A 23,427-nucleotide genomic window follows, 5' to 3' on the forward strand; every position below is an offset into this window, starting at 1 on the left:
TCAGTACGCCCTTGTGCGGATCCGCGCACCGGCCCTCCGGTCGGCCCCTGACCGCGCTCCGACAGGCCGGTGGGGGGCCGGCCGACGAGCCGATGACCGACATTGCCATCGATCAGTACGGTGCGGGAGACCTGACGTCGAGAGAGGACCCCCCGCCCATGCGACGGATTCCGTCGAGCCTTGCGACCCTCACCATGGTCTGCCTACTGACCGCCGCCTGCGGGGGTGAGCAGGGCGGGACGGACGAGGCAGCGTCCACCGTCGGCCCGTCCACCGGGCCCTCCACCGCCTCGGTGCTGAGTCAGGTCTCCCCCGAGGCGACTCCCACCAGCGAGGCTCCGTCGCCGGAGGTGAAGAAGGCCGCCCCCACCACCCCGCCGGCCGCCGCCCCGACCACCACCGCCGCCGCGCCGGTCAAGGCACCGTTGACCTGTGCCCATCTGGCGGAGGCCCGGCTCGGCAGCAGCAAGACGCCCTACAACGGCTACCCGGACTACCTGCCGCTGGCCGGGGGGCAGTGGTCGGGCGAGGACGGGGCCACCGTGACGCTCCAGAAGCCCTGCGGCATCGGTGACCTCGACGGCGACGGCGCGGAGGACGCGGTGGGCGCGGTGGCGATCAAGACCGGAGGCAGCGGCACCTTCTACACGCTCGCGGCGTGGCGCAACAGCGGTGGCCTGCCGGTGTTCCGCGCGCTGACCGACCTCGGCGACCGGACCCCGGTCGTCTCGATCAGCGTGGCCGGGCGCAAGGCCACCGTGGTCTGGCTGACCCGCAGCCCCAGCCGGGGCATGGCCGAGCTGGACATCAAGCGGACGTCGGTCTACAAGCTCTCCGGCAGCACCCTCGCCGAGGTGAGTCACACCGACGCGCCGTACAACCCCTGACCGCACGCGTCGCCGGAGCCGCCTCGTTGCGGCTCCGGCGACGCCGGTCAGTGCGTCAGGCAGGCACCGAGCTTCGCTCCGCCACCGGTGCCGACGGGGCGTCGGCGCTGCGGCGGGCGAGCAGCGTGTCCAGCGCCCAGGAGCCCGGGCCGAGCACCGCGATCAGCAGGAACGACCAGCAGAAGAGCGCCGACAGCTCGCCTCCGTTGCGCAGCGGCAGCAGCCCTTCCGGCTGGTGCACCACGAAATAGGCGTATGCCATCGAGCCGGACGCGAGGAGCGCGGCGGGCCGGGTGAAGAGCCCGGCCAGCACCAGCGCACCGCAGACGAGCTGGATCAGTGCGGCCCACCAGCCGGGCCAGGCACCGACCGGGACAGCCTTGCCGGTCACGGGGTTGCCGCCGAACAACCCGAAGACCGAGGACAGGCCGTGCAGCATGAACAGCAGGCCGATGACGATGCGGTACAGCGAGAGGGTCGGCCCGCCGAGCCGAGACACGTTCATGGGAACCTCCATGGAAGGGATTACGTCCCCTCATGATGAGGCATCGAAGCAGTTAAATCGATAAATTCTTTGTTACTGGGAAGGTCTCGGTGCGAGACATTACCCCACCCCGACGTCCCGGTGTCACCCCTACGTCGCGTCGGGAGCGATCCCGGGCCCACGCACCCGCGACCACCACCACCGGCCGACCCCGACCACCTCCCCGCCGCGAGCCGGAGCGGCTCGGAACGTAATGATTGTTAACTATGAATTAACTGTCACGAAGTTCATACGCCGCGTTTATGGAAAATGAATATGCACGCAATTCGCGCGGGAAGCCACCGGGAGGTCACCGGGAAACCCCGACCGGGCCCGGCCCACCCGACCAGCGGCGAGGGGCCTGGCCCCGACACCGCCGCCAGCGCTAGGTGTCCGCACTGTGCGCCAACTTCGGACGACAGCAGGCGGTTGGCGCGGTTTACCCGCGACACCCGGAACGCCCCACCCGTCAGCAATTTTCACGAGGCCCGGCCGCGGCACCCAGCGCCACGCCTCGACATCGACTCACGGCAGTAGCCGGCACGGCCGCCAGTTCAAAAATCCTTAACAACTTTTCCGGTGATAACGGGCTGCGTAATACGTTAGCCTCGGCACCACGTTGCCCCCGGAACTGCGACAACCACCCTCGGAATCACCCGCCAAAACCACCCCACCGAGCCGGCCCGTAACCTCGCGCCGGCAATTTGCCATTCCCGTCGACCGACGCGATCCGGCAACCTGCACCACCCCTCCGGGTGCACCGCCGATTACCCATCTCCCCTGGTCGAGAGCGATCCAGCCCACCCGTCCCGGCTATCGCCAGCCCGACCGTTTGTTCACGGAAAGGACCACCGTGCGACGTCGACCACCCCTACCGGGACGACTGCTGCCCGCATTTGCCACCCTGATCCTGCTGCCCTTGCTCGCCACTCCGGCCCACGCCGACATTCGCCCCGAAACGGTACGACTGCTCGCCAAGGCAGCCGCTGACGAGTGTTTTGCCGGCGTCGGCGTCGACTATCCACCCGGACCGCCCTGCACCGTGGGACAGCCCAAGGTCAACCAGTCGTACGTCTGGGGGCTCGCCCAAGCCGGCCGCCGACTCTGGTTCGGCACCGGGGCGAACGTGCTCTGCCTGAAGCCCGAGGGCTACCAGGTCCGCGAACCGATCCTCAACGACGACTATGTCTGCGAGTTCGGTCAGAGCCAGCCGGCCCGGGGCAACCCCGCCCTGCCCGCCACCCTCGGCGACCACCGCACCCCCGAGGTCTACACCTACGACCTGGCCACCGAACGACTCACCGAACGCACCGCCGACATCACGTCCGCATCCCCGGCGGACGCGAACCTGCTGAACACCACCGCCGGCCTGCGTAGCGCCGCCGCCCACCAGGGCGTCGTACTGCTCGGTGGCCCGAGCGTGGTCGGCGGGGTGAACGTGTTCGCCTTCGACACCGTCACCGGCCGTTACCTCGGCTCGACCAACCTCACCGCGTACGAGAACATCCGGCACTGGGTGGTGGCCGGCGGCGTGCTCTACGCCGGGGTCGGGCTGGGCGCCAACGGTGGCGAGGCCGGCCGGGTGCTGCGCTGGACCGGCGACCGCACCGACCCGTTCGCCTTCACCGAGGTCGCCGACCTGCCCACCCAGGTCGCCGACCTCACCGAGCACCAGGGGCGGCTCTACGTCTCGACCTGGCCCAAGGCGATCGTCGACGGCTCGGTGGCCGAGCGCGCCGCAGCCGGCATCCTCCCGACGCCGCCCCCGGTCGGCCCGTCGTACTCCGACGTGGGCGAGCAGGCACCGCGCGCCGTCGGCGCCCTCCCGGCGGCGGGCACCGGTGACGGCACCGACCCGGCCGACCTGGCCGGTATCTGGATGAGCCCGCCGCTGACGGCCGGCGCACCCGGACTCAACCCGGAGGACGCCGGCAACTGGTCGCAGGTCTGGTCCGCCGCCGACTACGAGCCCGACCCGGTGGTCCGCCGGGCGTACGCCCTCGGTGGTCTCGCCTCCTACGGCGGCCGGCTGCACTGGGGGACCATGCACGTGCCGTTGCAGGCGACCGCCCTGCACCTGTCGGTGTACCCGCCGCGCAGTCAGGCGCAGCTCCAGGCCACCGTGCAGAACACCCAGCGGGCGTTCGCCGTCTTCCGCGGCCAGGACCTCGGTGGCGCACACGAACGGATCGAGACGCTCTACGGCGAGTCGACGCTGCCGGCGTACGACCCGACCGCGAACAACGGCGTCGGCGCGTGGGCCCCGGCCCCGACCGGGGCGACCCCGGTCTACGGCGGCTCCGGCTTCGGCGACCCGTTCAACCTGTACGCCTGGAAGATGGCGGTGGCCGGCGGCCGGCTCTACGTCGGCACCATGGACTTCGCCTACATCTCGCTGGAAGGTGAGATGCCGACGCCCCCGGCCGGCACGACGCCCAGCCCGCCGACCTTCGGGGCGGACCTCTGGTCGTTCGACGCGCCCGGCCGGCCGGCCCGCGCCGTCGACACCGGCGGCTTCGGCAACCCGCTCAACCAGGGTGTCCGAACCATGGTCGTGGACGGCTCCACGCTCTATCTCGGGATGGCGAACCCGATGAACCTGCGCACCGACCCGACGCCCGGTGTCCCGAAGGGCGGCTGGGAACTGATCCGGGTGAGCCGACGTTGAGCCGGCCCGGCTGATCGTGGTCCGGCGGCCGGTGAGGTCCCCCACCGGCCGCCGGGCCACCCGTCGGGCGGGGCGGTCAGGGGGTGGCGAGAGCCTCGGTGGGGGCCAGCCGGCTGGCCCGGATCGCCGGGTAGAGCCCGGCCAACGCACCGATGCCGATCGTCGCCCCGATGCCGCCGGCCACCACCCACAGCGGCACCACCGTCGGCCACCCCTGCGAACCGGCGTAACCGGCGGTGACCAGGCCACCGAGCAGCACCCCGCCCAGCCCACCCAGGGCGGACAACAGCAGCGACTCGGCGAGGAACTGGGTACGGATCTGCCCCCGGGTGGCACCCAGCGACCGCCGCAACCCGATCTCGGCCCGCCGTTCGATCACCGAGATGACCATGGTGTTGGCCACCCCCACCCCGCCGACCAGCAACGCCACCGCACCCAGCCCGAGCAGCAGACCGGTGAACGCCTCGTCGGTGGCCTGCTGGGCGGCGAGCGCATCGGACGGCCGGGAAACCTGGATCTCGTTGGACTGCTCCGGGTTGGCCGTCGCCGCCAGCACCGCCCGTACCGCCTCGACGTGCTGCTCGGCCGAGCGGGTGTAGATCCGGGTCGGGTGCCCGTCCAGGCCCAGGTAGGTGGTCGCGGCCGACCAACCGACCAGGGCCGACGAGTCGAGTTCCGGGGCGAGCGGGACCGGTCGCAGGATGCCGATCACGGTGAACCAGCGCCCGTCGAGGTAGACCCGGATGTCCGGCCCGGCCGCGCCGAGGCCGAGCCGCTCCGCGGCCACCGACCCGAGCACCGTGGCCGGATACCGCCCGGTGGCCTCGTTGAGCCAGGTCCCGCTGGCCAGTGAAGCGCCGACGGTGTCGAGCAGGTCCAGCTCCACCGCCTGGGTGCCGAGGCCACCGGTCTGCGCCGCCGGGATCCGGTCCGACCGGTAGACCGGCATGTCGGCCAGTTGGGCGGTCGCCGACACCTGGCGTACCGGGCCGATCCGGCTGATCATGCCGACCGCCTCGACCGGCAACTGGGCGTCCGCACCGAAGAGGGTGCTCCCCGGCGCGACGGTGAGCAGGTTGGTGCCCAGGGCGGCCAGCGTCCGGTCCAGGTCGGCCCGGGACGACGAGGAGATGCCGACCACGCTGATCATCGCGGCGATGCCGATGGCGATGCCCAGAGCGGACAGGAACGCCCGCAGCGGCCGGGTCCGCAGCCCCACGCCACCGACCCGCAGCACGTCCTGCGGGCTCATCCGGGCCGGTCGCAGCAGCTCCGGTCGCCCCGCACCGCTTCGCCGGGCCGCGCCCGTCGACCGCAGCGGCGTGGTGGTCATCGCAGCACCCCCTCGGTCAGGGCGGCGGAGTCCGCCACGATCAGCCCGTCGCGCATCTGCACCTGCCGGGGCAGGCTCGCCGCGATCTCCCGGTCGTGGGTGATCACCACGATGGTGGTACCGGCCGCGTGTAGCTCGTGCAGCAGCTCCATCACCCCCGCGCCGGAGCTGGAGTCGAGGTTGCCCGTCGGCTCGTCGGCCAGCAGCAGCGGCGGTTCACCGACCACCGCACGGGCGATCGCCGCCCGCTGCCGCTCCCCGCCGGAGAGCTGGTGCGGCCGGTGGTCCAGCCGGTGTCCCAGGCCGACCCGTCGCAGCGCCGCCTCCGCCCGCCGCCGCCGCTCCCGCCGGGGCACCCCGGCATAGAGCAGGCCGTCCGCCACGTTCTCCACCAGGGGTACGCCGGCAGCCAGGTGGAACTGCTGGAACACGAAGCCGATCCGGCTGGCCCGCAGCGCGGACAGTTCCCGGTCGGACAACCGCGCGGCGTCGTACCCGTCGATGTGGACCGCGCCCGAGGTGGGCCGGTCCAGGGTGCCGATCACGTTGAGCATGGTGGACTTCCCCGAGCCGGACGGGCCGACGATGGCCACCAGGGCCCCCCGGTCGACGCTCATCGACACCCCACCGAGGGCGGCGACCGTGTCGCCGTAGCGTTTCGTCACGTCACGCAGCTCGACCACGTGGTCCGGGTGGTCGGCCCGGGGCGGCTCAGTCACCGGGCATCCCCACGGTCAGCCCCTCGGTGACCGCGTCGCCGGAGACCTCCACCCGGCCGTCGGCGAACAGGCCGGTACGCACCGCGACGATCCGGGTGCCACCCTCCTCGACCACCTCCAGCCCGTAGCCGCCCTCGGCCAGGTTGAGCAGTGCCGCGACCGGCACGGTGAGCACGTCGGCGCGTTCCGAGGCGACGAGGCCGACGTCCACCGCCGCCTTGTCGTAGCCGGCCAGCGCCTTGGCGTCGTCCCCGGTGACGGTCACCTCGATCTTGGTGTCGGTCTCCGACTCCTTGCCCGTCGTCGCCGCCGAGGTCTGCACCACCGTCTCGACCGTGTCGACCTTGCCGGTGCTGCGGGTGCCGTCGGGCAGCGTGATGGTCACCTCCGCGCCCTTGCGGGCCAACCGCTGGTCCTCCACGTCGAGGGTGCAGGTGACCAGGCGGGTGGTACCGGTGGTCGAGAGGACCACCTTGCCCGCACCGACGGTGTCGCCCACCTCCACGCCGTGGCTCTCCACCCGGACCTCACCGGGGGCGTAGACGATCCGGCCCGGCTCGACCTGCCCGGTCTCCGGCAGACCCAGGTCCTCCTGCCAGTCCCGGACCGCGTCGGCGGTCGCCGAGGTGAAATCCTCGTCGACGGTGAAACCGTCGTGCCCGAGCGCGGCGAGGTTCTGCTCGAACTGTTTGACGTCGGTGCCGCTGACCCCGGAACGCAGCACCCGGTACGCGGGCAGGCCACCGTAGAGCAGCACCACCGGTTCGTCGTCGATCCGGTAGAGCGTCTTACCCCGCTTGACCGTCGCGCCGCCCTCGGCGAGCCAGGTGACCGTCCCGCTCAGCCGGCTGTCCCGGGCGCGCGGGGTGCCGTACCCCAGCTCGCCGTTCTTGGTCTCCCGGTCGACCAGGGTCTGCCGGGTGACCTTGGCGGACGACGGCGGCCTGCGGTCGGACGACGTCGCACGGTCGGCGTGGCCGTCACTGGCGAAGGTGACCGCCGTTGCCGCCACCGCCACCACGAGCAGCCCCGCCGCCCCGAGCAGGAACACCGGTCGCGGGCGTCGCCGCCGGACCGCAGACGCAGCCGGGCCGGTGACGGACGGGTCAGCGGATCGGGATGCGCCGGTCATGACGTCCCCCGACGTTCACCGAGGTTGGGCACGGTCTCCCGGCACTTGTCGAACGCGGTCCGCACCGCCGGGTCCTTCAGGTCGATGTCGGCCCGACCGGGCTGGATGCGGCCGTCGGCGGCCGGGTCCGGGAAGTTCGGCACGCCGTTCTCCCGCATGCACCGGGCCAGCTTGCGGACCTGCTCGACCTGGCCCGCGTCGAGCTGCCGGGGCTGCCCGCCGTTGGGGGCGAACTCGCGGCACTGCTGCAGCGCCGACTGCACCTTGGCCGGGTCCACGTCCGACCCGCCGTTGAACCGGGGCCCCTTCTGCCCCGGCTGCGGGTCCGGCACGTCGAGCCCCTGTTCCCGCAGACACGTGGTGAACTTGAGCTGGCGTTCCTCGTCGCTCATCGCCGCAGCGGCGGAGAGCGAGGGCTCCGCGCCGCCACCACCGGCGCTGGCCACCCCGGAGTCGTCGGCGGCATCGGACTGACAACCGCTCAGGGCGAGGACCGCCACCACGGGCAGGGCCAGGAGCAGGCTCAGCTGATTTCGTCGCATCGTTGGTCTCCCTTCCGACCGGCAGACAGCCGGCATTAGGGATAACTCAACTCCTGAGGCGGTATCCAGGGCGTAAACGGCAACGTTAACGCGGTGGTTATCCCGGCATAGGCGAGGATGGAACGGTGCGCGTACTGGTGTGCGAGGACGAGAAACTGCTCGCGGACGCGATCGCCGAATGGCTCCGCCGGGAGTCGTTCGCGGTCGACGTCGCCTACGACGGCGACGCCGCCCTGGAACGCATCGGCGTCAACGGGTACGACGTGGTCGTGCTCGACCGGGACCTGCCGGTCGTGCACGGCGACGACGTCTGCCGCGCCCTGGTCAGTGCCGAACGGGACACCCGGATCCTGATGCTGACCGCCGCCGCCGCCGTCCGGGAACGGGTCTCCGGCCTGGCCATCGGCGCTGACGACTACCTCACCAAACCGTTCGCGTTCGTCGAGCTGAGCGCCCGGGTGCACGCGTTGACCCGACGCACCCGCCCCGCCGCCCCACCGCAGCTGACCCGGGCCGGGATCGTCCTCGACCCGTCCCGGTTGCAGGTCACCCGGGACGGGAACTTCGTGCCGCTGTCCCGCAAGGAGTTCGGCGTGCTGGCCGAGCTGCTACGCGCCGACGGCGCGGTGGTCTCCGCCGAGGACCTCCTCGAACGGGCCTGGGACGAGCACATCGACCCGATGACCAACGTGCTGCGGGTCACCGTGATGAAGCTGCGGCGCAAGCTCGGCGACCCACCCGTCATCGAGACGGTGCCCGGGGTGGGATACCAGATCCGATGAGGAAACCGACCATCCGGGCCAGGCTGACCCTCATCTACGGTGGCCTGTTCCTGCTCGCCGGCACGGTACTGCTCGCCGTGACGTACGTGCTGGTGGACCAGCGGCTCGCCCACGGTCTCGGGTTCAACCTGCGCGGGACCGGTGGCAAGGAGTCGATCTCGCTGCCCCAGGGCACCCAGATCAACGCCAACCAGGCCGAACACCTGCGCGCCATCGTCCGCCAGGTGCAGGACGACGCCCGCCGGGACGCCCTCGACTCGCTGCTCACCCAGGGCGGAGTGGCCCTGGCCGTGGTGACCATCGCCGCGGTCGCGTTCGGTTGGCTGGTCGCCGGCCGGGCGTTGCAGCCGTTGCAGCAGATCACCGGCACCGCCCGTCGCATCGCCGGAGCCGACGGGGCCGGCCGGGGACTACACGAACGGATCGCCCTGGCCGGGCCGACCGACGAGGTGAAGGAGCTGGCCGACACCTTCGACCTGATGCTCGAACGCCTCGACCGGTCCTTCGACGGGCAGCGGCGCTTCGTCGCCAACGCCTCCCACGAGCTGCGTACGCCCCTGGCGATCAACCGGTCCCTGGTCGAGTTGGCGATCACCCGCCCGGACGCCCCGCCCGAGCTACGACAGCTCGGCGAGACCCTGCTGGCCGTCAACGAACGCCACGAACGGCTGATCGACGGGCTGCTCACCCTCGCCGACTCGGAGAACGCGCTGGCCGAACACACCGAGGTGGACCTCGCCGAGGTCGCCGGTCACGTCGCGGAGCAGACCGGCCGGTCCACCACGCTCGCCGTCACCCGCGAACTGGCCCCGGCGCGGACGGCCGGCGACCCGGTCCTGCTGGAACGGCTCACCCAGAACCTGGTGGAGAACGCCGTCAGGCACAACGTCGACACCGGCGGCTGGCTCTCGGTCGCCACGGCCGTGGTCGACGGTCGGGCCACCCTGACCGTCAGCAACAGCGGGCCGGTGGTGCCCGGGTACGAGATCGAGACGATGTTCCTGCCGTTCCGCCGGCTCAACCGGGAACGGGTCGCCGGTCAGCGGGGCTTCGGCCTGGGGCTTTCCATCGTCCGGGCGGTGGCGCGGGCGCACGGCGGAACGGTGCGGGCCGTCCCCCGCCCCGACGGCGGCCTGGTGGTCACCGTCTCCCTTCCCACCACCGGCTGACCCGGCTCCGCGCCCGACCACTGGTATGAGGGCCCGGGCACCAATGGCAGGTCGTGACTCGACACGAGCGCTGCTACTGCATCCATGGCCGCCGTCTCCGATAGTGTCCGGCCCGACACAGAGCGAGGTGGTCTCACATCGTCACCTCTGGAGGCAGGAAGGCTGCGATCGTGAGTCGGCAGGTGTCCCCCCTGATCACGGCCGCCAATCTGGGTACCCTGCTGTCACCGCTTGCGGCCGCGACCACCGTGGGCGGCATGACGTGGACCGCCAGGAGCCCCGTGATCAAGCAGGGCCTGATCCGGGTCGTCACCGGCATCGAAGCGCTCGCTCCGTGCCGGCTACGGATGACCGTCAACGAGCTGAAGCCGAGCGAGCCGGCGCTTCAGTATCTCGCCGGCGAGGGTCGCCTGGGCTTCTCCGCTCGCCGGCTCTGCCTGAACGCCCCGCATCCCCCGTTTCCCGGTACGCACAAGCACCGCAGCGAGCCCGGTGGCGGTGAAGAGGGCGCCTACGAACCAGACGACATCCCCACCGTTCCGCTGCAACCGAGGGTCGCACCCGGCACGTACCGTGCGATCCTGGAAGCGTTCGCTGCGGAGTGTTTCATCGCGATCGGGGACGACTTCATCTGGCGGGAGCCGTGAGGAGGGAGATGACCGTGGACGCCGCGACCGTCATCGGTGCTGTCCTCCGGGCCGTCAACGACAACACCGTCGTGCACCCCTACGGAGACGGTCTACTGGTCGATCTGCCGCTGACCTATGGCGACGGCGACGGCGTACGGGTGCTGGTCGAGCCGATGGGCTCCGGCTACCGGGTGACCGATCGTGCAGCCGCCGCTTCCCTGTTGGCCATGGCTGGCGTGAACCTGTTCGCCGGCCGCGCTGCCGAGGCATTTCGCGAGATCATGGCTGGAGGCGGCCTCAACGGGGTGAATGCGGCACCCGGTGAAATCACCACCTTCGGGGCCGCTGACGATCTGGGCAGGCTGGTGCTCGACGTCGCCCAGGCTTCCCTCCGCACCGATCAGCTGCGCTGGCTCGCCCCACGGCAGGCGGGGATGAGATTCGTCGATCGGGTCGCAGACCGGGTCACCGTCTGGGCTGGGCGTGGCCGTCAGCTTCAACGGGACGCTCCGATTCCGCTGGAGTCAGGACGGAACCGGCCGGTCACCCTGCGGGTCGCCAACGACAGTAAGGCGGCCTATGTCCAGGCTGTCAGCCTGCGCGACCCGGACCAGGCAGCCGAGCACTGCTACCACGTCTTCGGCCTGTCGACGATCGCGCGAGAGAGCCGGGTCGCGGCGCTGGACGGCTCGGCGCGCGACTGGCCGGCAGCGATCGTCGCCGAGTTGCGGACCGTCAGCGACGTCGAATTCTTCGATGACCCGCTCAGCCTCGAACGGCAACTCGACAAGGTCGTACCGCCCCCGCAGGCCGCGCTGCGATAGTGGGTGGGAGCGGTTCGCGGCCACTCACCCGGTACGACTCCGCACGTAGACCCCGCGCCCCTGATGCCCCTCCACCAGCCCTTCGGCACGCAACGTCAGCATGACCGAGCGGATGACCTGAGTGGAGACGCCGTACTGCGCACACAGTTGGGCGATTGACGGCAGCTTGTCGCCAGGTTGGAGGTCACCCGAGGTGATCCGTTCGCGGATCTCGTCGGAGATGCGTACGTAGTAAGGCGTCACGGACATGGCGGTGCTCCCTCGTCGGCACCACCATCTGACCACCGTTCCCTTATGACATCAAGTTCTAAGCGTGTCAGGGCTTGCACCTCTAACACTAGGCATCATATGTTGGGGACGAGCGGCCCTCGTCGGCAAAACAGGGTCGACTCATCCCCCGGGTCCCGCACCCGGACAGGGCCGGGGCAGCGCGTACGGATCGGCTGGAACCCCCTTCCAGGTTGGTCGGCGCGCTGCCCCGGCACCCACGTAGGCAGAGGAGACACGGTGGAGACGAGTACGGAGGTGCCGGTCGCCAGCGCGATACGGGCGGCCGAGCAGGTCGCCGCCGAGCTGCGGGAGACGTACCTCGAGGTGGCCGCCGGGATGGTGCTGCTGGAACGCGTCGGCGGGGGATGCACCCACCCGGCGCTCCGGCTGGCCCGACGCAGCGGCGGTGACGCCCTCGACCTGGCCGCCGAGGTCGATCAGCAGGTCACCGACGGGGTACGCCGGCTGCGGGTCGCCGCCGGGCACGTCGAGCCGGGCACCATCGGCGACCTCGTCGAGACGCTGGATACCGTCCGTGGCCGGTGGAGTGCGGCAGCCGGTCGGATTCGGCAGCTCCCGGGCCGGGTCACCGCCGCCGGCCAGCAGCTCCGCGACGCGGCCCCCGCCGAGGCCGCGCCGACCGACCCCACCGGGGTCACCACCCCACCGGGGCGGCACGACACCGAGACGACCGCGCGGCAGTGGCGGTGCGCCGCCGAGCAGCTCGACCTGATGGCCGAGTGTCTGGCCGCTGCCGTCGCCGCACTGGGGTCGTACACCGACGGGTTGTCAGGTGCGGCACCCCGACCGGCCAGGAAGGGCGAGACAGGATGATCTATCGAGCCGGGCGGCGGCTGCTGCCGCAGCACGTCCGCACCGTCACCTTCGGCACCCGTCGGTGGCGCGGCCTCGACCCCGAGCAGGTGTACGCCTTCCTCGACCAGGTCGCCGACGAGCTGGAACGGGTCACCCGTGACCTGGCGACCGCCACCACCGAGGGTGAGCGCATCCGGGTGGCGCTGCGGCGGTGGGGATCGGGGCACGCCGACTGCCGCCGGACGAGAGCGGCCCGGAACAGGTGGTGGCCACGGTGACCGACCCGTGCTGGATCATCCACCTGCCGACCAGGCTGACCAGTGTCGACGAGGTCGCCGCCCTGGCGATGGCGTTGCGTCGTTCGCTCGGGCACGTGCTCGCCGTCGACTTCGGCGAGACGACCCTGTCGCCGGAGGACCGGCAGTCCGTGCGTACCCGGATCTGGTGCGACGCCCCGCTCGGCGGCCCCGGCCGCTGCGGTCGCACCGCCGGCCACGACGGCGGGTGCGCCCTGACGACGGAATGATCGACTCAACGGGGCCGATGGTGCGGTGTCCGACAGCAGTGATGGCGCACTATCGGCCCGCGAGCCGCCCGACTGCCCCGCCCGCCGGGCCGGGTCAGACCGGCCGTCAGCTCGTGACGTCCTTGCGGGTGAAGCGCCAGAAGGCCAGCCCCCAGAACAGGGTGGCGTAGCTGATCGCCGAGATCGCGCCCCGGACCACGTCGTCGGTCTGCATCGGGGTGGACAGCAGGCCCAGCCAGGCGCTGCTGTAGTGGGTCGGCAGGAAGTCGCGCAGCGCCCCCAGCGCGGTGATCTGATCCAGGATGCTGGACAGGATCCACAGCAGCACCGCGCCGCCGACCGCGCCCAGCGCAGCATCCGTGATCACCGACAGCAGGAACGCCAGCCCGGCCACCACCAGCAGGACCACCGCCAGGTAGCCGAGCACCGCCAGCAGCCGTACCAGCCCCTCGGTCGGGGTCAGCTCGGCGGCGACCTGGCTGGTCAGCGGCGACCAGCCGTAGCGCAGGGTGCCGGCGAGCAGGGCCGTGCCGGCCAACAACAGCAGGGCCAGCCCGGAGTACGCCAGCGCCACCAGCAGCTTCACCGTCAACAGTCGGGCCCGGGCACCGGCACCGCCAGCAGGTAGCGCAGGCTGCCCCAGCTCGCCTCGCTGGCCACCGTGTCACCGCAGAACAGCGCCACCACCACGACCAGCAGGAACGACGCCGACACCAGGATCGAGAAGAGGGTGAAGTTGAGCCCGCCCGAGGTGGCCAGGTCGGCGAGGCTGGAGAACTCGCCGCGCCCGCTGCCGTCGTCGTCCCCGGACTCGAACTGGAACGCCACCAGAATGATCAACGGCAGCAGCACCATGAAACCGAGTGCCAACTGGGTACGCCGCCGCGACGCCTGCCGGCGGAACTCCGCCCCGAACGGCAGGGTCGCCCCCGGCCGGTACCCGACCGCCGCCCCACCCGGCCCGAACGCCCCCGTCGCGGTCCCGTCCGGGGCCGCGCCACGCGCGGCCGCGCCGCCCGACGGGGAACCCGCCGCAGAACCTGCCATCACCGGTCACCGCTTCCCCGAGAGTTCTCGCCCACCAGGGCGAGGAACGCGTCCTCCAGGCGACGCCGTGGCACCACCCGGTCCACCCCGATCCCGGCCCGGACCAGCTCGGCCACCACCTCGCTGCGGGCGGTCCCGTTCGTGTCCACCACCAGCCCACCGGCGTCGTCGGCGGTCAGCACCTGCACCGCGTCGAGGCGACTCAGCACCGCCCGCGCGGCGGCCTGGTCGGTCACCTCGAACAGGGTGCTCGGCGACTCGCCGACGATCTCCTCCACCGGGCCCGAGGCGACGATCCGGCCCTTGTTGACCACCACCGCGTGCGTGCAGGTCTGCTCCACCTCGGCCAGCAGGTGACTGGAGACCAGCACCGCCCGGCCGTCGGTGGCGTACCGCTGGAGGACCCGGCGCATCTCGGCGATCTGCGGCGGGTCGAGCCCGTCGGTCGGCTCGTCGAGCACCAGCAGCTCCGGCAGGCCCAGCATGGCCTGCGCGATGGCCAGCCGCTGCCGCATGCCGTGGCTGTAGTTCTTGGTCCGCCGGTGCACCGAGTCGCCCAGGCCGGCGATCTCCAACGCCTCGTCGAAGTGCGCGTCGGCCCACGGCCGCCCGGTCGCCCGCCAGTACGCCCTCAGGTTGTCCAGGCCGGACAGGTGCGGCAGGAAACCGGGCCCCTCCACCAGCGCGCCGATCCGCGACAGCACCGGCGAGCCGGGCACCAGCCGGTGTCCGAAGACGTAGATTTCCCCGGCGGTCGGCTGGGTCAACCCCATCAGCACCCGCAGGGTGGTGGTCTTGCCGGCGCCGTTCGGGCCGAGCAGCCCCATCACCTGGCCGGGGTGCACCTCGAAGTCCACCCGGGACACCGCGACGAAACCGTCCGCGTACTCCTTGCGCAGGTCACGGACGGCGAGCGGGATGCCCGCGTACTCGGGATGGACGGAGTCGTCCTGGCGGCGGTGCCGGCGGCGGACCACGGCGACGACCACGACGAGCCCGATCAGGATCGCGGCCAGCAGGCCGACCAGCACCCAGCGCCACACCGTGGCGGTGGTCGGGATCGGGGTGGCGGTGACCGTCGGCAGGCTCACCGCCCCGTCGACCGCCACCGTGTAGACGGCCGGCTCGGCAGGTGTGGTGTACGCCTGGTCGGCGGTGGCCAGCACCACCCGCAGCCGGTGCCCGGCCTCGACCCGGCGGACGATCGCCGGCAGGGTCACCTGGACCGGCTGCGCGGCGTCGATGGTGGCCGGCAGGCCGGTCAACCGGATCGGGGCGACCAGCCCGTCGGGCAGCGTCGCCGCACCGGCCGGGTCGACGTCGTAGAGCTTGGCGAACAGGACCGCCTCGCCGGTCGCCGACGCGGCCCGGACGGTGACGGTGGGTGCACCCACCACGTCCACCGCCTCGGTCAGCGGTGTCGACTCGAACCGGGCGTGCTGGCCGGGTACGTCGCCGGCGACCCCGTCGAGCAGGGAGCCGAGCGACCCGGCGAACGGGATCGCCGAGATCGCCGCCGGGTTGCCGTTGGGCGGGTTGGCGACCGGTTGGGCCGACCCGGTGACCGGCACCTCGCGCCGGGCGTCCCCGGTCACCCCGGGATAGTCGGCGGTGCGGTAACCGGTGGCGACGAGGCCCCGGTCGAGGGCGTCGAAACCGGCGATCCGGGAGAACGTGAAGTCGTCGCCGGGGGCCGCGCCGGTGCCCTTGACGTAGTGGTCCAGCCACTGCACGGTCAGGTACTTCACCCGGTCGGAGTCGCTTGTCGGGCCGGTGCCGCCGTCGTGGCCGCCGGTGAACCAGGCCACCCGCACGGGGGTGCCGGCGGCGGCGATGCCGCGTGCGTTGGCGTCCGCCTCGGTGAGCGGGAAGAGGGTGTCCGCCTCGCCCTGCACCAGCAGGGCGGGGGCCTTGATCCGGCCCAGCACGTCGGCCGGGGAGGAACGCCGGAGCAGGTCCACCGCCGCCTGGTCGGCCCGCCCGGTGGTGGCGATCCGCAGGTACGCGGCGCAGACGTCGGCGGCGAACCGGCCACAGGACGGGTCGGCGGCGGCCCCCGGGGCGCGCGACGATCCGCTGCCCGGGCCGCCACCGGGCCGAGGGCTGGGCGCACCGGCCGACGCGGGTGCCCCTTCCGGCTGGGCCGCGGCGGTGTTGCCGGACAGCCCGGCCGGCCCGGAACCGGCGCTGCCGCCACCGCCGAAGAAGATGCCGGCCCAGCCCTTCTTGAACACGCCCTCGGTGGCCGGCTTGCCGGTGTTCTCCGGCAGGAAGGCGCGGGACAGGTCGTTCCAGGTGATCATGGGGACGATCGCGTCGACCCGGGGGTCCTGCGCGGCCAGCAGCAGGGCCAGCCCGCCGCCGTACGAGCCGCCGACCACCCCGACCCGGGGGTCACCGGCGGCGTCGGTACGCACCTCGGGGCGGGCGGCCAGCCAGTCCAGCAGCCGCTGGGCGTCGCGCACCTCGTAGTCGGGGCTGTCCAGGTGGATCTGCCCGCCGCTGCGGCCGAAGCCCCGCGCCGTCCAGGTCAGCACCGCGTAGCCCTGCCCCACCAGGTCCTCGGCGTCGGCGCGGACGGAGTCCTTCGTACCGCCGAAGCCGTGCGCCAGCAGCACGGCCGGGACCTTCCGGTCGGCCGTAGCGCCGCGCGGCAGGTAGAGCGTGGTGTCCAGGTCGACGGGCTCGTCGCCGCCGGGCCCGGAGCGCACGGTGAGCGCGGTCGACTCGGTGCGGAAATCCGGCCGGTCCGGCCAGACCGCCCAGCCGACGACCCCCGCCAGCAGGACGACGCCCACCGACGCGGCGACCGCGCGGCGACCGGTGGGCAGGGCACGGCGGAGCCGGGCAGCCGACAGCGGCGATTTCATTCGGCTCACGGTACGGCCCGGAACCTGAGCGTTGGCTGAGATCCGCCGTACGTCCGTCCTGGTCGGCCAATCGTCGGCCGGACAGGTCAAACGCACAAGGTCACCCGGCGTTCACCCAGAACGAGTTCGGACTCCGTGAATTCACGCTTAATGCGCTATATCACAATGGAAACGAGCATGTCACTCCGACAACAGTACGGAGCGTGTCGGGAAGGTTGATGTCGCGTCACATCACTCGAAGTGACGCAAAACTGACCGGTGCAGACCTCCGGCCAGGGATCGCCCTTCGATTAGGTTCCGGTCCGACGCACGGGACCGAAGTTCCACGCCATCCCCGACCCCCTGCGCCGCCGCCGGAGGAGACCACCATGACCGTTCCCGCCTCGCGGGTCCGTCGACGGCCCAGGACACCGGGCCGCCTGTTGCCGTTGCTACTCGCCACCGCGCTGTTGCTGCCGGTGGCGTTCCTCGTCGTGCGGGGTCACCAGTTGGTGGACGCCGACCGGGAGCTGGCCGAACGGGAACGCCTCGGCGTCGAGTACCTGCGCGTCCTCGGCCCGGTCACCGAGGCGCTGGTGAACGTGCAGACCGCCGCCGTCGCCGGCCGTTCGGTGCCCCGCGACGCCCTGGACCGGGCGGTGGAGGCGGCCGCAGCGGTCGACACCCGCATCGGCGGCGAGCTGCGCAGCACCGAGCGGTGGGCCGGGCTGCGGGCCAAACTGGAGGGACTGCCGAGCCGGTCACTCACCGACCCGGAGGTCGCCTTCACCGCGTACGGCGAGGTCACCGATCTGCTGTTGGCCCTGCACGGCAAGATCCGGGAGACCTCCGGCCTGATCCGGGACCCCGGCTCCGACTCGTACTTCCTCCAGGACGGCGTCGGCGAGGAGATGCCGGAGGCCGTGGTCGCCGCCGGCCGGCTCGTCGACCTGGCCGTGCTGATGCCACGACGACCCGCCGCCGAACAGGCCCGTTCCCTGGGCCAACTGGCGACCCTCCGGTTCGCCGCCCTGCAACCGGCGGGCGACCTGGTCGACGACCTCCAGACGGTGGTGGAGACCTCGGAGAGCGCCGGCATCGGCGCGGACGTGCTCACCCCGTTCGACAACTACCAGCGGGCGGTCGAGGCGTTGGCGGCGCTGTCCCAGCCAGACAACCGTACGCAAGCGGTCGACCTGACGAAACTCACCGCTGCCCGGAGCCAGGCGCAGACCGCCGCCCGGGAACTCCAGCCGGTCATCCTCGACGAACTGGACCGGCTCCTCCGCCAGCGCATCGACCAGCTCGACCGCGACGACCTGCTGATCCTCGCCGCCGGCGGGGTGGCCGTGCTGCTCCTGGCGGCGCTCGGCGCGAGCGGTTGGCTGCCGCGCCGCACCGGCACCCCGCCCGGCCGGGACACCGCACCCGGCGACCCGGCCGAAACCACCGCCGCCACCCGGTGGGAGCCGCCGACGCGGTCCGGTCGGCCACCGGCCGGACCGGTGCCGGTGCTCCAGCCGGTGGGCCAGAGCTCCGAACCCGACCGGTGGAGGCCCTTCGATGCTGCTCGGTAGGCTCCGGATCCGGGGCAAGCTGGCCCTACTGCTGATGGTCCCCCTGCTCTGCATGGTCGGGCTCACCGTGCCGGTGGTCTGGGACCGGGCCACCGTGGCGCAGCGGGCCGGCGACCTCGCCGACCGGGTCCGGATCGCCAGCCGGGTCGGCACGATCCTCCAACACCTCCAGCAGGAACGCCTGCTCGCCATCGGCCTGCTGCTCAAGCAGGTCGAGCGCACCGACCTGGTGCAGAAGGTCGCCGAGGTGGACGACCGGATCGCCGACCTGCGCGCCGAGTTCGGCGACGCCCTGCCGGCAGAGGTCGACACCGCCCTGGACGGGGTACGCCAACTGGCCGCCCTGCGGACGGCGGCGGTGGCCGGGCAGACCGGCCCGGACCAGCTCATGGCCGGATACGGGCCGGTGAACACCGCCCTGATCAACTCACTTCAGCTCCGCCTCAACGCGGACACCCGCACCCCGACCGGGCGGCAGGTGCTGGCCCTGGACGGCCTGCTGCGCACCGGTGAGAGCCTCAGCGCCGGCGCCACCCTGATCGTGCTGGTCGCCGCCCGGCCCAGCGCCCAGACCGTCACCGCCTACGTGGCGAACTTCGCCGTCCTCTCCGACGAGAGCGCCCGGCTCCAGGCCCTGGTCACCCCCGAGCAGCTCGACCTGCTCACCCTGGAGGAAGTGGCGGTCGCCAACCGCACCGGCCCGAACTTCATCAACCAGAGCGCCCTGGACCCGGCCACGGCGATCGGCTCGCTGGACGTGGCGACCCTCTTCCCCACCGTCTCCTCGATGATCACCCTGGGCCAGTTCGTGGAGAAGAAACTGGCCGCCGACGTCACCGCCGAGGTGCGCGCCGACCGGCAGGTGGCGCTCGCCGGGGCGTACTGGGTGACCCTGCTGATCGTCCTGGTCCTGATCGCGGTCATCCTGCTCACCATCGCGGTCGGCCGGGCGGTGGCCCGGCCGCTCACCCGGCTCACCCGCTCCGCCGACCGGGTCGCCCGGGTCGCCGAGTCCGAGCTGGTCCGGGTCGCCGACGACGAGTCGGAGACCGTCCCACCGGTCCGCCTCGACCCGGTCGACGTGGGTGCCCGCGACGAGATCGGCGACCTGGCCCGCGCCTTCGAACGGGTGCAGAACACCGCCGCCCGGCTGGTGGAACGGCAGGTGGCGAGCCGACGCAACGTGGCCCAGATGTTCGGTCACGTCGGCCGACGTACCCAGAACCTGGTCGGCCGGCAGATCGCCCTGATCGACCGACTGGAGCAGCAGGAGACCGAGCCGGGCCGGCTGGAGCACCTGTACCGGCTCGACCACATCTCCAGCCGGCTGCGCCGTAACGCGGGCAGCCTGGTGGTGCTCTCCGGCGCGGCGGGCGACGACGCACACGTCGCACCGGTCCCGGTGGCCGACGTGGTCCGGTTGGCGCTCGGTGAGATCGAGGACTACACCCGGGTGGACGTGCGGGTCCCCCCGGAGGTGGTCGCCGTACCGGCGATCATCGGCGACCTGGTGCTGGCCCTGGCCGAGCTGATGGAGAACGCCACCGTGTTCTCCCCGCCGCACACCCGGGTCGTGGTCACCGCCGAACCGACCGACGACGGTGCCCGGTTGGCCGTGATCGACCAGGGCATCGGCATGAGCGAGCAGCGGCTGGCCGAGGAGAACGCCAGGTTCACCCGCCGGGAACGGCTGGACCTGGCCCCGTCCGAGGTGCTCGGGCTCTTCGTGGTGGGTCGGCTGGCCCGCCGGCACGGCTGGGCGGTGGAACTCACCCCGACCGCCGGTGGTGGGGTGACCGCCAGCCTGGTGCTCCCCGGTTCCGCCCTGGTGCGCGCCACCACCGGGCGTCACGGGGAACCCGTCGCCCGCGCCGCCCTGTCCTCCCGGGACCGGCCCACCACGGCCGGCCCCGCCGTACTCCCGTCGCGGGACCGGGCCGGGACCACCGCCGCGCCCGGTGTCGACGGACCGGCCCGGACCGGCCGGACACCGGCCGTGCTCGACGCGACGCCGAGCCGGCCACCCGTCGACGCGGCGCCGACCCCACCCCCCGCCTGGCCCGTGATCGACGCGGAGCCGACGCGGCCACCCGTCGACGCGGCGCCGAGCCGGCCGCTGGTGGAGGCGGGGCCGACCTGGCCACTGGTCGACCCCACGGCATTGCCCGGATTCGATCCGACGCTGCTCAGCAAGGCGACCCGCAGCATGGAATCCGCCGGCCCTTGGGACGCGTTCGGCACCGTGCCGGCCGACCCGCAACCGGCCGCGCCCGCCGACACCGACCCGGTCGTCGCCGGGGCGGCCCCGCCGGTCCGGGGCACCGCCACGGTGACCCCGGCAGACGCCCAGCCCCGTACGACGGTCCCGCAGGCCACCCTGCTCCCCACGGTCGCGCAGGCCACCCCGCTCCCCACGGACCGGCCCGCCCCGCCGCCCGGGATCCGGCAGCGGGTTCCCGGGGCCAGCCTGCCGCACACCGCCCCCGTCGTCGGCCCGGTGGACGGCACCCGGGCCGACCCGGCCGCCGCCCGCGCCCTGGTCGAGCAGTTCCAGTCCGGGGTACAGCGGGCCGAACAGGCAAGGCCCGCCGCCGCACCCCCAGCCGAGCCGGCGACACCCCGCCTGACCCGACGGGTACCGGGCGCCAACCTGGCCGTCTCACCCCCTCGGCAACCGCCCAGCCAGCATCCGGGAGATCCCGGCGAGGTCCGCGATCTCATCAACGCGTTCGAGACGGGCGTCGCCCGGGCTCTACGCGAAGTCCGTCCCGACCACCGCACTGAAGAAGGAACGACACGGTGACCAGCCCGCACGTACACGAGAACGTCGACTACCAGAACCACCCGGCCGGGGATCTCAGCGCGGAGGCGCGCACCTTCAACTGGCTGTTGGACTCGTTCACCTCCAGCACCGCCGGTGTCCTGGAAGCCATCGCGGTCTCCTCCGACGGGCTGCTGATGGCCATGTCGTCGATCAAGGACCGGTCCAACGCGGAACGCCTCGCGGCCGTCGTCTCCGGCATGACCAGCCTGGCCGGCGGTGCCGCCAGCTGGTACGCCCTCGGCGGGCTCAACCGGGTGATCGTGGACATGGCCGACGGTTACCTGCTGATCACCGCGATCAGCAGCGGCTCGGTACTCGGCGTGATCGCCGACCGGTCGGCCAACCTGGGCACCGTCGCGTACGAGATGACGCTCTTCGCCGGCCGGGCCGGCGGGGCGCTGACACCGAGACTCATCGCCGAGCTGAAGAACGCCGTTCAGCAATGACCCGGGACGCCGCCGGTGCGGAACCGGAACCCGAACCGTCGGTCCGGGTCCGCCCCTACCTGCGCGCCCCGACGGGGGACGGGACAGCGACACCGGTCCCCGCCCCCGAACCGCAGACCGACCGACCGGCCAGCCCCCGCCCGTTCGTACTGACCGCTGGACGGGTGGCCGGCGCGGACCCGGCCATCGGCCTGGAGACCCAGGTCACCGCCCGGTCCGAGCCGGCCCGGGCGGCGCTGCTGTCGGCCCTGCTCGCCCCCGAGCTACAGGCGATCGTCGCCCTGTGCGCTGAACCGATCTCGGTGGCCGAGATCTCCGCCCGGATGCGGCTACAGCTCGGCGTGACCCGGGTGCTGGTCGGTGACCTGCGGGCCGCCGGCCACCTCGACGTGCACGTCGGCGCCGTCGACGACGCATTTGACCCCGACCTCATCCTGCGAGTGATTGATGGACTCCGTGCGATCTCCTGAATGGCCGGTCGCCCCGCTCGGCGGGCTCGCCGCGAACAGTGCCTCCGCCCGCTACGGGCAGCCGGTGGGCGGCCCCCGACGGCACCGCCGCACCCGTCGCCGCCACCGGCGTACCGACCGGCGGCGGCGACCGTGCCCGCGCCGGACACCCGTACCGGGACCGGGCCGGCCGTCGCCCCACCGATCCCGGTCAAGCTCCTGATCGCCGGCGGTTTCGGGGTGGGCAAGACGACCACGGTCGGCGCGATCTCCGAGATCGCCCCGCTCACCACCGAGGCCGAGATGACCAGCGCCGGCATCGGCGTGGACGATCCGGGGACCCGCAGCACGAAGACCACCACCACGGTGGCGATGGACTTCGGCTGCGTGACCATCGACCGGAGCCTGAAGCTCTACCTGTTCGGCACACCGGGCCAGGACCGGTTCGGCTTCATGTGGGACGACCTGGCCCGGGGGGCGCTCGGCGCGCTGGTGGTGGTGGACAGCTCCCGGCTGGACGACTGCTACCCGGCGATCGACTTCTTCGAGCGGGCCGGCCTGCCCTTCGTGGTCGGGGTGAACACCTTCGACGGTCGGCTGACGCACGAGCTGGGCGCGATCCGGTGGGCGCTGGCGATCGGTGACCACGTACCGCTGGTGCAGTTCGACGCCAGGGACCGGCTCTCGGTGCGGGACGCCCTGCTGGTCGTCCTGGACCGGGCACTGGACCGGGCGGTGCGGGAGAAGGGCATCTGAACGAATCGGCGCTCGGGGCCGTTTCCACGGGAGAGGGGGACGTCATGAGAGGTGGTCTGGACGAGACACTGGCCCGGCTGGCACGCCGTGAGGAGGCCCGCCGTCGCCGGTCGGCCGACCAGGGCGCGGAGGCCGACGACGGCGGGTCGACCCTGGCCTTCACGACCACCGGCCGGGCCACGACGGAACCGGTGCACCCGGCGACGGCACCGACCGGACCAGCGCACCCGGTGGCACCTGCCGGTCCGGGGCGCCCCGGTGCCGCGCCGGCGGAACTGGTCCGGGCCGGGCCCGGTTGGACCGGGCCGGGGGAGCCCGCCGCCGGCGGGTCCGACCCGGTCGAGGAGGTGGCCGAGGCGGTACGTCGGGTGGTCGCCGCCCACCCCGGGCTGACCGTGGCGCTGCGGGTCGAGTACGCCGGGCGGACGTACCCGCTGCGGATCGAACGGACCGAGCCCGGTGCCCGCAACGAGCGGGCGGAGCCCGGGGTGCAGGGCGGCAGCGACCCCCGGAACACCCCACCGCCTGCCTGGCCGCTGGCGGAGCGGACCCCACCGGCCTGGACGCCGGCCCGGGAGATGCCCGGTGTCGACCCGGCGGCCCGGCTGGCCGAGCTGATCCGTCGCGACCCGACGTTGCTCGACCACGACGGCTGACCA

22 protein-coding genes and 1 pseudogene are annotated in these 23,427 nt (G+C 72.6%); 15 read left to right on the forward strand and 8 right to left on the reverse strand.

What is annotated here, in order from left to right; translation table 11 throughout:
* Positions 1-158: 158 nt before the first annotated feature.
* A complete protein-coding gene (locus J7462_RS17180) occupies positions 159-887 on the forward strand; it encodes a hypothetical protein (RefSeq protein ID WP_219464954.1) in 729 nt (242 codons plus the stop codon).
* 55 nt (positions 888-942) lie between these two features.
* On the opposite strand, the gene J7462_RS17185 is transcribed toward J7462_RS17180, so the two are convergent.
* The gene (locus J7462_RS17185; RefSeq protein WP_219464957.1) at positions 943-1,392 is read right to left on the reverse strand and encodes a DoxX family protein; all 450 of its coding nucleotides are present in this window, start codon (positions 1,390-1,392) and stop codon (positions 943-945) included.
* An 871-nt stretch (positions 1,393-2,263) separates the two neighbouring features.
* On the opposite strand from J7462_RS17185, the gene J7462_RS17190 reads away from it, so the two are divergent.
* Positions 2,264-4,078 carry a hypothetical protein gene (locus tag J7462_RS17190; protein ID WP_308290924.1) on the forward strand — a complete coding sequence of 605 codons (1,815 nt, stop codon included), beginning with the start codon at positions 2,264-2,266 and terminating at the stop codon, positions 4,076-4,078.
* A gap of 76 nt (positions 4,079-4,154) precedes the next feature.
* Here J7462_RS17190 and J7462_RS17195 read toward each other — a convergent pair whose 3' ends face one another.
* The 4 genes from J7462_RS17195 to J7462_RS17210 form a co-directional block, all read right to left on the reverse strand.
* A complete protein-coding gene (locus tag J7462_RS17195) occupies positions 4,155-5,330 on the reverse strand; it encodes an ABC transporter permease (protein ID WP_208567933.1) in 1,176 nt (391 codons plus the stop codon).
* A 77-nt stretch (positions 5,331-5,407) separates the two neighbouring features.
* Positions 5,408-6,094, reverse strand: coding sequence for an ABC transporter ATP-binding protein (locus J7462_RS17200; RefSeq protein WP_208567932.1), 687 nt, complete (start codon positions 6,092-6,094; stop codon positions 5,408-5,410).
* A gap of 28 nt (positions 6,095-6,122) precedes the next feature.
* Positions 6,123-7,181, reverse strand: a complete 1,059-nt coding sequence (locus J7462_RS17205; protein ID WP_308290925.1) for a peptidoglycan-binding domain-containing protein — start codon at positions 7,179-7,181, stop codon at positions 6,123-6,125.
* Positions 7,182-7,258: 77 nt separating this feature from the next.
* Positions 7,259-7,804, reverse strand: a complete 546-nt coding sequence (locus J7462_RS17210) for a hypothetical protein (protein WP_208567841.1) — start codon at positions 7,802-7,804, stop codon at positions 7,259-7,261.
* Positions 7,805-7,929: 125 nt separating this feature from the next.
* On the opposite strand from J7462_RS17210, the gene J7462_RS17215 reads away from it, so the two are divergent.
* From J7462_RS17215 to J7462_RS17230, 4 genes are all read left to right on the forward strand, one after another.
* Positions 7,930-8,586: a response regulator transcription factor gene (locus tag J7462_RS17215; protein WP_219464961.1), complete on the forward strand. Its 657-nt coding sequence runs from the start codon at positions 7,930-7,932 to the stop codon at positions 8,584-8,586.
* Positions 8,583-9,755 carry a HAMP domain-containing sensor histidine kinase gene (locus J7462_RS17220; protein ID WP_219464962.1) on the forward strand — a complete coding sequence of 391 codons (1,173 nt, stop codon included), beginning with the start codon at positions 8,583-8,585 and terminating at the stop codon, positions 9,753-9,755. The genes J7462_RS17215 and J7462_RS17220 overlap by 4 nt, the downstream gene beginning before the upstream one ends.
* Positions 9,756-9,925: 170 nt before the next feature.
* A complete protein-coding gene (locus J7462_RS17225) occupies positions 9,926-10,402 on the forward strand; it encodes a hypothetical protein (RefSeq protein WP_219464963.1) in 477 nt (158 codons plus the stop codon).
* Between the two features lie 8 nt (positions 10,403-10,410).
* Positions 10,411-11,208, forward strand: a complete 798-nt coding sequence (locus tag J7462_RS17230) for a hypothetical protein (protein ID WP_219464964.1) — start codon at positions 10,411-10,413, stop codon at positions 11,206-11,208.
* Between the two features lie 24 nt (positions 11,209-11,232).
* Here the strand turns inward: J7462_RS17230 and J7462_RS17235 are convergent, their stop codons facing one another.
* Complete coding sequence (locus J7462_RS17235; protein ID WP_219464966.1) at positions 11,233-11,457, reverse strand: winged helix-turn-helix domain-containing protein; 225 nt, start codon at positions 11,455-11,457, stop codon at positions 11,233-11,235.
* 258 nt (positions 11,458-11,715) lie between these two features.
* Here J7462_RS17235 and J7462_RS17240 point away from each other — a divergent pair, with 258 nt between their 5' ends.
* The 3 genes from J7462_RS17240 to J7462_RS17250 are packed head-to-tail and all read left to right on the forward strand — an operon-like array spanning position 11,716 to position 12,820.
* Positions 11,716-12,312, forward strand: a complete 597-nt coding sequence (locus J7462_RS17240) for a hypothetical protein (protein WP_219464969.1) — start codon at positions 11,716-11,718, stop codon at positions 12,310-12,312.
* Entirely contained in the window at positions 12,309-12,572 is a 264-nt protein-coding gene (locus J7462_RS17245) for a DivIVA domain-containing protein (RefSeq protein WP_219464972.1), read from the forward strand. Before J7462_RS17240 ends, J7462_RS17245 begins: the two co-directional genes overlap by 4 nt.
* Positions 12,560-12,820: a hypothetical protein gene (locus J7462_RS17250; RefSeq protein ID WP_219464973.1), complete on the forward strand. Its 261-nt coding sequence runs from the start codon at positions 12,560-12,562 to the stop codon at positions 12,818-12,820. The genes J7462_RS17245 and J7462_RS17250 overlap by 13 nt, the downstream gene beginning before the upstream one ends.
* A 106-nt stretch (positions 12,821-12,926) precedes the next feature.
* Here the strand turns inward: J7462_RS17250 and J7462_RS17255 are convergent.
* Positions 12,927-13,867: pseudogene (locus J7462_RS17255) on the reverse strand (ABC transporter permease).
* Positions 13,867-16,737, reverse strand: coding sequence for an alpha/beta fold hydrolase (locus J7462_RS17260; protein ID WP_219464974.1), 2,871 nt, complete (start codon positions 16,735-16,737; stop codon positions 13,867-13,869). The pseudogene J7462_RS17255 and the gene J7462_RS17260 overlap by 1 nt, the downstream one beginning before the upstream one ends.
* Positions 16,738-17,105: 368 nt before the next feature.
* Between J7462_RS17260 and J7462_RS17265 the strand changes: the two genes are divergently transcribed.
* The 6 genes from J7462_RS17265 to J7462_RS17290 all read left to right on the forward strand — a co-directional run bounded on the left by J7462_RS17265 (position 17,106) and on the right by J7462_RS17290 (position 23,424).
* Complete coding sequence (locus J7462_RS17265; RefSeq protein ID WP_219464975.1) at positions 17,106-18,293, forward strand: hypothetical protein; 1,188 nt, start codon at positions 17,106-17,108, stop codon at positions 18,291-18,293.
* The gene (locus tag J7462_RS17270; protein ID WP_219464976.1) at positions 18,280-21,096 is read left to right on the forward strand and encodes a nitrate- and nitrite sensing domain-containing protein; all 2,817 of its coding nucleotides are present in this window, start codon (positions 18,280-18,282) and stop codon (positions 21,094-21,096) included. The genes J7462_RS17265 and J7462_RS17270 overlap by 14 nt, the downstream gene beginning before the upstream one ends.
* On the forward strand, positions 21,093-21,563 hold the full coding sequence (locus tag J7462_RS17275; protein WP_208567835.1) for a roadblock/LC7 domain-containing protein: 471 nt from the start codon (positions 21,093-21,095) through the stop codon (positions 21,561-21,563). The genes J7462_RS17270 and J7462_RS17275 overlap by 4 nt, the downstream gene beginning before the upstream one ends.
* Entirely contained in the window at positions 21,560-22,033 is a 474-nt protein-coding gene (locus J7462_RS17280; protein WP_208567834.1) for a DUF742 domain-containing protein, read from the forward strand. The genes J7462_RS17275 and J7462_RS17280 overlap by 4 nt, the downstream gene beginning before the upstream one ends.
* A 132-nt stretch (positions 22,034-22,165) precedes the next feature.
* Positions 22,166-22,768, forward strand: a complete 603-nt coding sequence (locus J7462_RS17285; protein WP_219464977.1) for an ATP/GTP-binding protein — start codon at positions 22,166-22,168, stop codon at positions 22,766-22,768.
* Positions 22,769-22,812: 44 nt separating this feature from the next.
* A complete protein-coding gene (locus tag J7462_RS17290; protein WP_219464978.1) occupies positions 22,813-23,424 on the forward strand; it encodes a hypothetical protein in 612 nt (203 codons plus the stop codon).
* Positions 23,425-23,427: the final 3 nt, after the last annotated feature.

The organism is Micromonospora sp. RL09-050-HVF-A, from assembly GCF_019374995.1.
Taxonomy (GTDB): Bacteria; Actinomycetota; Actinomycetes; order Mycobacteriales; family Micromonosporaceae; genus Micromonospora; species Micromonospora antibiotica.